The sequence below is a fragment of the Halalkalibacter lacteus genome, assembly GCF_036663595.1.
Lineage (GTDB): Bacteria > Bacillota > Bacilli > Bacillales > Bacillaceae_D > Halalkalibacter > Halalkalibacter lacteus.
The window spans coordinates 1-205 of the sequence record NZ_JAWRVL010000534.1 but is presented as its reverse complement, the minus strand read 5'-3'; the positions used below and the strand labels follow the sequence as shown (position 1 = coordinate 205).

General features: G+C 34.1%; 1 pseudogene. It reads left to right on the top strand.

Going from position 1 to position 205, the window contains the following annotated elements:
* Positions 1 to 205, top strand: a pseudogene (locus SAZ04_RS23260) (SDR family oxidoreductase); the annotation flags it as partial.

Here is a 205-nt window from a genome sequence, read left to right as displayed (position 1 = left end):
CTAAAAGGTAAAGTTGCAATAATTACAGGTGCAAGTCGTTCAAAAGGAATAGGGGCAGCAATTTGTCGCTCACTTGCAAACGCTGGAGCAGATATATTTTTTACACATTGGTCTCTATTTGATGAGACTAATGGTTTAGATAAAGATTTTCCAAATATCTTATGTAAAGAGTTAAGAAATATAGGAGTAAATTCTGCTCATATGG